Origin of the sequence: Pedobacter zeaxanthinifaciens (genome assembly GCF_003313335.1) — a bacterium.
Lineage (GTDB): Bacteria > Bacteroidota > Bacteroidia > Sphingobacteriales > Sphingobacteriaceae > Pedobacter > Pedobacter zeaxanthinifaciens.
Genome location: NZ_QMHP01000003.1, coordinates 185,141 through 196,207 on the forward strand (window position 1 = coordinate 185,141; position 11,067 = coordinate 196,207).

The 11,067-nt window shown below is 39.1% G+C and carries 12 protein-coding genes; 4 read left to right on the forward strand and 8 right to left on the reverse strand.

Going from position 1 to position 11,067, the window contains the following annotated elements; all coding sequences use genetic code 11:
* Positions 1-34: 34 nt before the first annotated feature.
* The 3 genes from mobC to mobA form a co-directional block, all read right to left on the reverse strand.
* The gene (mobC, locus tag DUT68_RS05715) at positions 35-2,035 is read right to left on the reverse strand and encodes a conjugal transfer protein MobC (protein WP_113636577.1); all 2,001 of its coding nucleotides are present in this window, start codon (positions 2,033-2,035) and stop codon (positions 35-37) included.
* A gap of 101 nt (positions 2,036-2,136) precedes the next feature.
* Positions 2,137-3,423, reverse strand: coding sequence for a conjugal transfer protein MobB (mobB, locus tag DUT68_RS05720; RefSeq protein ID WP_113636579.1), 1,287 nt, complete (start codon positions 3,421-3,423; stop codon positions 2,137-2,139).
* 7 nt (positions 3,424-3,430) lie between these two features.
* Positions 3,431-3,862 (reverse strand): conjugal transfer protein MobA, encoded by a 432-nt coding sequence (gene mobA / locus DUT68_RS05725; protein ID WP_113636581.1) that lies wholly within the window; start codon positions 3,860-3,862, stop codon positions 3,431-3,433.
* Positions 3,863-4,634: 772 nt separating this feature from the next.
* Here mobA and DUT68_RS05735 point away from each other — a divergent pair.
* Genes DUT68_RS05735 through DUT68_RS05745 form a run of 3 tightly spaced genes read left to right on the forward strand, consistent with a single transcriptional unit; the run spans position 4,635 to position 6,503 of the window.
* The gene (locus DUT68_RS05735; protein ID WP_013632629.1) at positions 4,635-5,402 is read left to right on the forward strand and encodes a ParA family protein; all 768 of its coding nucleotides are present in this window, start codon (positions 4,635-4,637) and stop codon (positions 5,400-5,402) included.
* Positions 5,403-5,406: 4 nt separating this feature from the next.
* The gene (locus DUT68_RS05740) at positions 5,407-5,856 is read left to right on the forward strand and encodes a DUF3408 domain-containing protein (RefSeq protein ID WP_013632628.1); all 450 of its coding nucleotides are present in this window, start codon (positions 5,407-5,409) and stop codon (positions 5,854-5,856) included.
* An 11-nt stretch (positions 5,857-5,867) separates the two neighbouring features.
* Positions 5,868-6,503, forward strand: coding sequence for a conjugal transfer protein TraD (locus DUT68_RS05745; protein ID WP_113636585.1), 636 nt, complete (start codon positions 5,868-5,870; stop codon positions 6,501-6,503).
* Between the two features lie 16 nt (positions 6,504-6,519).
* Here DUT68_RS05745 and DUT68_RS05750 read toward each other — a convergent pair whose 3' ends face one another.
* From DUT68_RS05750 to DUT68_RS18530, 5 genes are read right to left on the reverse strand one after another with little or no spacing between them, the layout of a single operon-like run.
* The gene (locus DUT68_RS05750) at positions 6,520-7,332 is read right to left on the reverse strand and encodes a hypothetical protein (protein ID WP_047098917.1); all 813 of its coding nucleotides are present in this window, start codon (positions 7,330-7,332) and stop codon (positions 6,520-6,522) included.
* Positions 7,333-9,108: a DUF2326 domain-containing protein gene (locus DUT68_RS05755; protein ID WP_113636587.1), complete on the reverse strand. Its 1,776-nt coding sequence runs from the start codon at positions 9,106-9,108 to the stop codon at positions 7,333-7,335.
* Complete coding sequence (locus DUT68_RS05760; protein WP_047098915.1) at positions 9,098-9,388, reverse strand: hypothetical protein; 291 nt, start codon at positions 9,386-9,388, stop codon at positions 9,098-9,100. The genes DUT68_RS05755 and DUT68_RS05760 overlap by 11 nt, the downstream gene beginning before the upstream one ends.
* A complete protein-coding gene (locus tag DUT68_RS05765) occupies positions 9,385-10,281 on the reverse strand; it encodes a hypothetical protein (RefSeq protein WP_047098914.1) in 897 nt (298 codons plus the stop codon). Before DUT68_RS05765 ends, DUT68_RS05760 begins: the two co-directional genes overlap by 4 nt.
* Positions 10,282-10,288: 7 nt before the next feature.
* Complete coding sequence (locus tag DUT68_RS18530) at positions 10,289-10,504, reverse strand: helix-turn-helix domain-containing protein (protein ID WP_228457783.1); 216 nt, start codon at positions 10,502-10,504, stop codon at positions 10,289-10,291.
* Between the two features lie 257 nt (positions 10,505-10,761).
* Here DUT68_RS18530 and DUT68_RS05775 point away from each other — a divergent pair, with 257 nt between their 5' ends.
* Entirely contained in the window at positions 10,762-11,067 is a 306-nt protein-coding gene (locus DUT68_RS05775) for a DUF4134 domain-containing protein (RefSeq protein WP_002979435.1), read from the forward strand.

The following is an 11,067-nucleotide window of genomic DNA, read 5'->3' on the forward strand; positions in this document are numbered from 1 at the left end:
ATTAACAGAGACATCACAAAAATATTTAGTATAATCATTCTTTCTGTACCAAATGCTGTAAGTTCGGGTCATTCTTGATGCGCTCCATTTCACTTGAAACAATATTCAGGATGTCTGCTTTTATTTGTTTATAATTACTTTCAATTTCCTGCTTCATCTTATCCTCGCTCTGCTCATTCACAAAAGATAAGATTTGCGGTATTTGCTGATAGGCTTTGCTTTCTGCTGCTACCTTTTCATTATCCACCACAATTTCGGCGTGAAATATCTTTTGCTCGATACGTTCATCAAAGTTATCCGATACAGAACCCACGAACATACCCTGTGTAAGCGTTGAAATTTTGGAAGCTGGAATAAGGCTGTCTAACTGTGTGGAAATAGAAGTTGATTTATCATTGCGGTTAATCGTCATACTTTGGCGTTTCTGCAATACCTTACCGAAGCGTTCCGATAGGCTCTTTGCTGTTTCGCCAACCACTTGACCACTGAATATATTACCGACTGTATTTTGTATTACCTTACTCTCTTTGTCGCCGTAATCCCTTGTTAATTGCGAAAAATCCTGAAATCCTAGGCATACCGCCACCTTATTACTTCTCGCCGTTGCTATAAGATTATCCAGCCCCCTGAAATAAATCGTAGGCAACTCATCTATGATAACGGAACTTTTAAGCTGTCCCTTTTTATTAATCAGCTTTACAATCCTTGAATTGTACAAGCCCAAAGCTGCGGAGTAGATATTTTGACGGTCGGGATTATTACCCACGCACAAAATTTTTGGTTCTTTAGGATTGTTGATGTCCAATGAAAAATCATCGCCAGTCATTACCCAATATAACTGTGGACTAATCATTCTTGACAAAGGAATTTTTGCCGATGCAATCTGTCCCTGTAATTGGTCTTGCGCTCCACCTTGCCAAGCATCCATAAAGGGCGATAAATAATTTTCCAAATCAGGGTACGAGGTTAAAATCGTGAATACGTCCGAATACTTTTTGTTCAGTAATTCAATGGCGTGTGGGAACGTACAATACTTACCATCTTCGTAGATTTTCAGATACCAAATAATGGCAGCTAAAAGAATGATTGGGCTTTCCACGAAAAAATCCCCTTGCTTCTGTATCCACGACCTGTTGAGGTTCAGCATTATGGTGTAAGCCGCTTCGTAGGCATCAGAAATGTCCGTCATAAAATCGGGATTGAGTGGATTGCAACGGTGGCTCTTGCGTGGGTCGTCGAAATTTATCACGTAAAATTTCGGCTGAACTTTGTACTTGTCCCTGTGCTTCAGTAGATGATTGTAGGCAATGGTTGAAAGGTCATCAAACTTGAAATCGTAAATGTACATACTAAAGCCTTTCTCTATCTGCTGCTTGATGTAGTTATTTACGATTGCATAAGATTTACCTGAACCCGGAGTACCCAACACGATTGATGCCCTGAAAGGATTTACAATGTTTATCCAACCGTTGTTCCATTTGCCTTTGTAGTAAAATTTGGTGGGCAGGTTGACGGAATACTCGTTTTCCATCAGCTTGGTTTCCTGTTGAAAGCTCTCGTTCTCGTTATTGAAAACATCGTCCATCAGATTAGTGCGGAGCAAGCGGCTCATCCATACACCTGCCATCAGCAAAGCGATATAGCCTAATGAGATAGTAAGGATATATAGGATTGTGCCTGTTGCCGGAAATAACTTTAGCAACGGTGTGTTTAGAAAGAACAGCACAAAGCCAACGCCCAACGCCACGTAAATTTTAGACCAGGTTATTTTCTCATTTTTTACGCCCTTTGTTCCTAAGCAACTTAAAGCCAGTAAAACCAAAGCGAATGCTTTGGTGTAAAGGGTATGTGAAAACAAACCCGCCGTCCGGTCGAAATTGACTAATATCTTGTTGATTACTTCCAACGTCCAACCACGTTCTAAAAAGAAACCGTAGCAGAACCAATAAAGGTGCATCAGCACCAAAAGAATACTGACTGCCCGCATAAAAGCCATTATCTTGGCAAGCCCTCTTAAATCGTCTTCTCCCTGCATTATTTTAAGTTTTAATGTTCGGGCGTGAATTTAAAGGCTCTACGGAGTGGCTCTAAGAATGTGGCAGCCAGTGGCGTTGTGTGGCAGTGTTTGGCTAAATATTATTTCTGACCTCTTTGGCGTTTGCGCTTCTTCTTCATTTTATTGACAAAGTCTTGTTCTTCGTAATCATCGCCCTGGGCTTCGGGCAGTAAACCGCCCAATGCTTCAATCAAACCGTCTTCGTGCTTGTCAGTAGTTAAAAAGTCGAACAAATGGTGTGGTTCTTCCGCAGGAAGATCCGCATCATTTGATGTGGATAGTTTGGGGTGTAAAGCGACAGGTTCTATAATATCCGGTTTAATGTTATTGTTCCAATAATCATTAAAAGTGTTGGCAGAAAGTTCTGTTGCCAAGCGTGAACCGTTCCAAACTGCTTTGGAATTATGGTCTATAAATGTGATACCATAAATACGCCCTGTGTCATTCCGGCGCACGACTACGTTAATGCCCTGCTCCGCTAATTGCTTCTTAAAGCCCAATTCATCAGTTGTTGATTTCAGGGCAATGGTAACGGCTGATTGTAAGGTCTGTTTGGTTGGACTATCTTTTAAATCCGTTTTGCATTTCGCAAAATGCAGTTCCAAAGCCGGAAGACCAGCATCTTTACCAAACAACGAAGCCTTGAAAGGATGCCCGGCTCTTTCGCCTTTCCCGTTTAAAGGAATGTACAATAAACCCTGCCGTAGCTGCCCCTGCAATTCGTCCTCTACCTTTTCGGTGGTAATATTGAACAGGGAAAGCAGGGCATTGTATTCGCCCAAAGTCTGAAATTTATAGTAATTTGGTAAGTGGCGAACTACTGAAGCGATTTGACTTTTCACATCTCCAGCTTTGTAATTTACCGGACGGAAAACCTTGTCGTTCTGCCGATGCTCCTTATCTGTTGCGGGTATCAATCCGTGTTTTTTTTCCAACTCACGGCATACATTCATAGAACGCATTTTCTCGAACTTGTCCGAAATCTTTTTGCCCTGCTCGTCCACGCAAACCGATACAATGTGTATATGGCTGCGGTCAATATCGGTATGTTTGAAGACTACAAAAGGCTGTTCGCCGTAACCCATTTCCCGCATATACTGTTCTGCCATTTCCCTAAACTTATCATCGCTTACCTTATCGTTCGGGTCAGGATTTAGCGAAATATGCAGCGTGTGTTTCTCGGTATTGCGGTTGGCTATCAGGTAAGGTGCAAAAGACTGGGCTAATTGTGCCACGGAATAATGACCGCTTGCGGTTTCAATCATCTTATTGGCAAACAAAATCTGCCCGTTTTCATTCTCCACTTTAAGCTGATTGTACGCCAACGCTCCGTATAAATTTGCACTTCTTCCAATTTTTGCTATCACTTCTACATTATTTTTTTAGGTATTCTTCCTCAAATTTTTCAGTAAGCTGAATGATTTTCTGACACAGCATTGCCATTTCAGCCGTCTGTTTCTCCAGTTTATACAGGAACGCTGCGGCTTTTTTCTCGGAAAAATTCTTGTACAGCAGCTTTACAATTTGGTTATAGTTCACACCTATGGAACGGAACTGGCTGTGAAAAGAGGTCAGCCGCATATAAAAATCAACCGTTCCCTTGTCAATCTGAATGGTTTTTATGGTCTTGTCAAAGATGCAGGACGTTATGAAATGAGCCTTTACCTGCATACCTGATTTATCAAACAGGGCAAGAAAATGGGCGTGTTCCTGCTCGTTAAAGGAAATCGTATAGCGGATGGTCGCCGGGTCTTCTTTGGGGCGACGTCCGGTCTTTTTCAATTGCTTTTTGTTGTTATCGTTCATCACTAATCCATTTTAAAATCCATACAAAACCCTGACTTTGGAAGGTGTTTTCTGCCCCCTGCAAAGGGCAAGTTGTTTTGAGCATCGGAAATCATTCCGAGATGCTCAAAACACAACTTGCCGTGTTCCGGTGAACACAAAAATCCGCCCTGCGGGACGGATTGAATGTAACAGGGAAAAACGGCTCGTTGCCGTTCCCGTTACCCCCTGATATGTCAAAAGACTTTTGCATAAATCCGTTAATAAAAATCACAATACAAAGTAAAGCCCTGTTTACGATAGCGTTGCACTGTGACACAGTGCCAAATGCTGCCTCTGAACGCCAAACACTGCCACCGCTATACAGCCGATTGAATTTGATGAGTTCTTTGCCTCTGAATGTTGACAGGCAGGCAGGCAGGCAGGCAGCCCGTGCTTCAGGACGAGCAGACGGCATACATTCAAGATGGCAGGTTATCCTGCCTGCAAGATTGCAGGAATGCAAGAAACCAAGAGCGCAGGAATGACGGAAAGCGTGACAGCCTGCTATCAGACAATCAAGCCTGCGTGATGGATAGAATGACGGACGGAACGAATGCAAGAACGCAATCACGCCTGATAGGATGCCTGAATGAAAGCATTGCTGCTGTACAGCAGGAAAGCAGGCAATCAGCAATTCCCGCAGGCAAGCCTGATAGCTATCCTGCAAGAAAGACAGCACGAAATCAGGACTGCACGGCTGAAAGCCTGCAAGACTGAAAACAGTAAGATGTAAACTTTAAATTTTAAAAATATGGACACAAGAAAGAAACCTCTGTTTGTCGCTTTTTCTTCTCAAAAAGGCGGTGTTGGCAAAAGCACATTTACCACGCTTGTCGCCAGTACGATGCACTATCGGTTGGGCTACAACGTAGCCGTTTTTGATGCGGATTTTCCGCAGCACAGCCTGATGAAAATGAAAACCCGTGATTTGGCAATGGTAATGGAAAATGAGGCGTTGAAAAAACTGGCATATAAGCAGTTTACCACCATCAATAAAAAAGCCTATCCCATTATGCAGCACAAAGCGGATAGCGTACTCGATGCGGCGCACGAATTTGTAAACACTTCCCCTGTTCCGCTTGATGTGCTGTTCTTCGACCTGCCCGGAACCGTGAACACGCCCGGAATTCTGAAAGCATTGGCAGGTATGCACCACATTTTCACGCCCATCACGGCAGACCGTGTGGTAATGGAAAGTACGCTCATCTTCACACAGCTTTTACAGGATGTAATTATGAAAAAAGGCGAAACTTCCATACAAAGCATTAACCTGTTTTGGAACCAGGTGGACGGCAGGGAAAGCACGCCCTTATATGACGTGTATAATCAGCTTATCGGGCAACTGGGGTTAAGCCTGATGCAAAGCCAAATCAAGAACAGCACCCGTTTTCGCAAGGAAAGTGAAGTGGACAGCAAAACAGTTTTCCGTTCTACGATAATGCCACCCGATGAGCGTTTGATGAAAGCCTGCCAGTTAGACTTGTTCATCAGCGAATTTTTAAACATCATTCAATCGTAGTGCTATGGAAAAAGATAATAAACGTAAAGTTACGCCGGACATTAACGAAGAGCTGATGATGAACCTGATGGTAGACGGCGTTAAAAAGGACGGTTTGCAGCTACCGCCTGAACCTGCCGAAGAGCAGGAAAAGGAAGAAATACAAAACGAGGTAAGGCAGGATGAATTACCACAAAGCAAACCTGTACAAAGGGAAAGAAACCGTACCAAGAAGAGCCTTGACGGAAGCTACGGCGAACACTTTTTGAAAACCCATTCGATGACAAAGCGGGGCGATAAAAGTATCTATATCCGGCAGGAATACCACGAACGGCTATCCCGTATTGTACAGGTAATCGGTAAAGATGCTATACCCCTGTATGCCTATCTCGATAACATACTGGAACATCATTTTGAAATGTTTGAAAAAGCCATTACCGATGATTTCAACGAAAAGTTTAAACCCATTTTTTAAAGCATCTGATTATGGAAATAGTAATTGTGATTTGCCTGCTGATAGTCATTGCCCTGCTTTTGCAGGATAAGATTGTCATTCATAAAAGGTCGGAGCAAAAGTCCAAACAGGAAAAAGTTAACCCGAACCTGCCCGATATTATGGGGCAACCCAAGCCAGTAAGAAGCCTTTCAGTGCCAAACACTGCCAATGAAAGCCAAATAACGGAACAGGAGATAAACCCTGATAATTTAGACATTGAATACGACGAAAACGAAAACGTCAGCATTCAAATTCCGCAGGAAGAACTGGACGAAGTTTTCAGCAATATGCCTGATTTGGAAGAAGAGGAAGAAGAGTGGAACAGGTACGGAATATCCGGTGGCGATAACGGTTTTGCCCAAGGGGTTACCTACGACGAACTAAGCTCCGTAGGGGCATTGCTCCAAAAAGAAAATTTGGAACAGGCTCAAAAGGAAACAGCGGTAGCCATAGTTCAGAAATTACAGGGAACCGAATTATTCAGCCTACTGGAAAATTCCATTGAGGGTGCTTCCCGAAAAATTGCCGAGCTTTTGGATAGCACACTCTCCACTGAAACGGACGACAGTTCTTCCACTTTGCGGAAAAATGATTTGGGGAATTTTGACATTGGGGAGTTTGTTTAGACTTCCCTTTGTCTTTTTATATTTCAGTTTCCGAGAACTCTTCAAACACAGAATAGTTTTTTATTCCTTTAGACTTGTTCACTTTTCCCATTATTGTACCATCAATCCTGCTTTTTAGATATGATGCCAAATCATCAAAGTGTCGAACATCAATATAATTCATACCTGATGCTTTATATCTTTTGGATAATGAAATGGTGAAAGCAGCCCAATTAAATTTTTCTCCTTTTTTATTTAATTCAATCTGTTTCCAATCGCCATAGCGTTTTTTTAAATAGTCAATATAGTTTTTCTTGGGAAGCTCTTTTCCCAATGCTCCGTCCGGTAATTCAATTTTTGGCTTTACAGGCTTAGACTTTTTTACAAACTTTGGAAAATATTTATGCAGTAAAGCCTCTGATTGCTCAATATATTTTGTTATGGTATCCCATCCCCAATAATACAAATGAAATGGCAGTCCTTGTTCTCTTTTAATTTGATTTAGGTATTCCTGTATTTGAGCATCGTCGCGAAATGTAGAAGCAAAAACAAATTTGTCAAAATCAATTGCTAAATCCCTTGCTTTTTCTAAGTCTGCATTTATATCCTGAATTAGATTTTTCCTGATAGTTTCGTCTTTTCTGCCAATGCTTTTCAATTTGCACTGAATTACCGTTTTGCTTTTAGAAGAAAAGATGTCAATACCTTTCTGATTTTGTCCTTTCACGCCAAAAGTCTGAAAGTCTGTATTCATATATGAAGAGGTATTCTCTACAAAATTGAATAAATCACAAGTGAGTTCCTCAAATAACCTTTCATCTTTTAAAGGGGGTAATTGATAATTCGCCATCTAAAAAAAACGTTTAAAAATTGTTTTCTGTTCGGTATCTGAAAATTCAGCAATTACTTGTTTAGACCAGTCAAAATCAAACTTGCCAAACTTATTTTCATCCCCGTTTAAATCAATTTCATCTTCATTGAAAGTAAGGATATATTGAAAGTTATGCAGTTCGTTTGATTTGTGATACATATAGTTCAAGACATTGGATATTGTTTTGTAAGATATAGCGTGAAATACACCATCGTGTACAAGAAAATCCGGAATATTCCGTTTGTCAATCCTGCTTTTTAAGAATACCATTAAATCATACGATACAATTTTTAAACGCTCTTGTCCTAAAGCATCTGCTTTGGGAATTTCCAAACTGATTTTAAAAGGCAACTGGTTTCTTGGCGAAGTAGAGTTTAACGTGATATTGAAGTAAGAATTATCAAATTCTTCATCCAAATAAATAGCATTTTCAAGAATTTGCTGAAATAATAATCTCAACTCATCAAGATAGGTTTGATGCTTATTTAACTCACTAACAATATCTCTTTTTAATTCAGCAATAACAATATTAGAGTTCCCTAATATTTCTTCGATTTCATCAATTTCTCTAACAATGGAAGTGTTTCGTTCTAAAAGTGTTTTTTCATTCACTAATCTTTCATAGGTACTTTCAATTCTATCCAATGCTCCTCTTTCTTTTAACAAGGAAAATAATTGGCTTCTGTTCTTCTCTAATTTTTCAAGTTGTTTTAGACTTAGGTCTATTGATGATTGTAACTTCTTTTCTTCTTCCAATAGATATTTATTCCTATTAGCTAAAAGTTGTTTCTTAAAATCAATAACTTCATCCAAACTTCTTTTTACAAAGTTTCCAAAAGTCGCAACAGTTTCATTGTAGAGTTTACGAATTTTGTCCAGGTCGATGGAGGCTACATCATTGTACGAGGATTTAAGTTTTTCTAATTTACGGTTTGTACCGTGATAGATTATAGATTGCTCATTAATTTCAGATATAACCTGATTTAGTTTTTGCTCTATCTCTTTGTGATTGGCAAGAAAATTATACTCCTTCAGACTATTTTCGAGTGCTATAATATCTTTTTCAATTTTTAAACGCTCGGTTCTAAACTCCTGAATGTCTTTACCTGTATCTGCTTTGACTTTTTCAGACAATGATTTCACAGTGTTATTATACCTTTCGTATTCAGAAGAAACCTCGTTATATTTTAAAAGTGTTTTTGTCGGGAGATTTAACAAATAAAAATTATACAATGCCTTTTCTCTTGCATTAGCGTTATATGAAACAAAATTTAAAGGGTCAGCTCTTTGCTGGCTTTGCAAATCATCCTTAACAAAAAACTCCATTAATGTTCCATATCTCTTTCCCTCAAAGAACACTTCGTTATTTTCAATTGGGAAAAATATCCCTTCCATAACCTTGGGCATTTCTGATTTTTCATATTCATCAAGCGCATCAGCTCGTTTACCGAAAAAGATTTTCTTGGTATCAGCAAAGCTTCTTTTAATGAAATACTTTTGTCCCTGTATTTCAAATTCTAAAGTAATCGTATGTTCTTCATCTCTTAGAAAGTCATATTTTTTTTGACTAAATCTTTTTTCTGCCTTACCGCTTAATAAAGTAAAATCAACAAGCCTTACTAACGTAGACTTACCAATACCATTAATTCCTCTGGCTTCTTTATCTTCTGAATATTTACCTAATATGATGTTTATTCCATTGTGAAATGGAACAGCATCTATTAAGTTGGTTTCTGAATATATTCTAATTAACATTGTCAAATAAACTTGTTTGATTTTCTTCTTGGTTTTCTTTCTTTACCAATTTAATTTTATAGCCTTTTTTCTCAATACTGCCAATCGTATGCAAAAAGGTTAAAGCATACAGGAAAAGGTCGGGTGTTCTGTCTTTGTCCCTGTTTAAAAACTTATTCATTATATCATCTACGATGACGTATTTGTTTTTAAAAGGGGAACTATCCATAATACTTATAATATCTGCTCCCAATACCATAAGGTTGGTTTTAAGATTGCTTTCGGGCTGCGGTAATATCATAGTTCATTTTCTGTTTTTCTGCCTATTAAACACTGTTCAAACATATACAGCAATATAGATTTTACGCATTTTACATATTCATCATCTTTAATGTTTCCATATGCCGTTGTATATTGGTCGGTCAGATTATATAATCTCTCCTTGAAATTTCCTGAAAGTTTATTGTAATCATTTATAACCCTTCTTTTTAGGGTATTAATCTCATCATCATTATAACCCGAAAGTATATTAGTAATCGTATTAAACTCCGCCATAACCAATACCATTTCCGAGTTCATCCCGTCCCAATCTTCCTGCTCAAAGTTGAGTTCGATTTTCCTTTGGGGAGGAACCAATGTTTTCCTGTCGAAATGCAGAGCCTTATCTTCTTCGTTTGAAGCGTTCAATAAATCATTGATGATTTCCTGAATATAGTCCTGTATAAAAAAGTTTTCAATCCCCAAATAGGCGGCGAGTTTTCTTTTTTTACTTGATACAAGTTCATCAACAATAGAAAGGATTTGGTCTATGCCCCTTATCGAAGTATTGCCATCCAAAGACTGAATTAAGGTAAATTGCTCTGGTGATACCTCGTGATTTACATACATTTCCCAATTTGCAAATTTGTCTTTCCAGTTTTTCTGATATTTTTCAAAATCTCCTTCTTTTTTTGCTCCTCCTAAAACTTTTGTTTCAAAATCAGTTTTGTTATATTTTCTTGGTGCGTAACAAGCCAATATTTTTTGTTCGGGTAAAATAGTACCGTCATTGCCTTTATCCTTATTCCTTCTGATTGGCGTATAGTTATCAACGCCATATTTCAAAAGAAACAGTTCATCAATAAATTCTTCGAACTCAAATCCTTCTTTGGATTGAATTTGCATTTTAAAAGCGTTCTTCAATAATTTATCCATATACAAATCAGAGTTCCAAGTTAATTTTAACCGTACCGTCAAATCCCTTTTCTACTATCTCTTTAAGGGTTTGAAGTTTGATATTATTGCCATAATCAGTTTCAACCTTAGAAATGTAACTCCTTTTCTTACCCACTTTTTGGGCTAATTGTTCTTGAGTTAGCTGTCTTTTTTCTCTGGCTTCCTTCAGCATTTCTCCAATATGTCTGCCTGATATTTTCATCTCAAAAAGGATTAAAATTGACTTTATTATGAATATGCAAATGTAATTTAAAAGTTGCATTGAACCAACTGTAAATTGTAATAAAAGCATCCCATCATTTGTACTTCCGTTCTGGAAGTCCGCATCAACAAAGCCACTCACAGCCAAACACTTCCTCTGACTGCCACTTTACGGTAACGCCTCTTTTTCCATAAGACATTTGTCCCGAAAGCTCGCAAGGTGCGGGATAAACAGTAACAAATTAATGTGTTTCAATTATGGAAAAACAAAGAAAAAAAGTTTTGCTGGCAGCCGTGGCGATGCTGTCAGGAATTGGTGCGTTCGCACAGGGAAACGGCTCGGCGGGTATCAACGAGGCTACCCAAATGGTAACCTCTTATTTCGACCCCGCAACGCAATTAATCTACGCCATCGGTGCGGTAGTCGGGTTAATCGGGGGCGTTAAAGTGTACAACAAGTTCAGTTCCGGCGACCCCGACACGAGCAAGACCGCAGCTTCGTGGTTTGGTGCGTGTATCTTCTTGATTGTAGCTGCAACTATCCTGCGTTCATTCTTCCTTTAA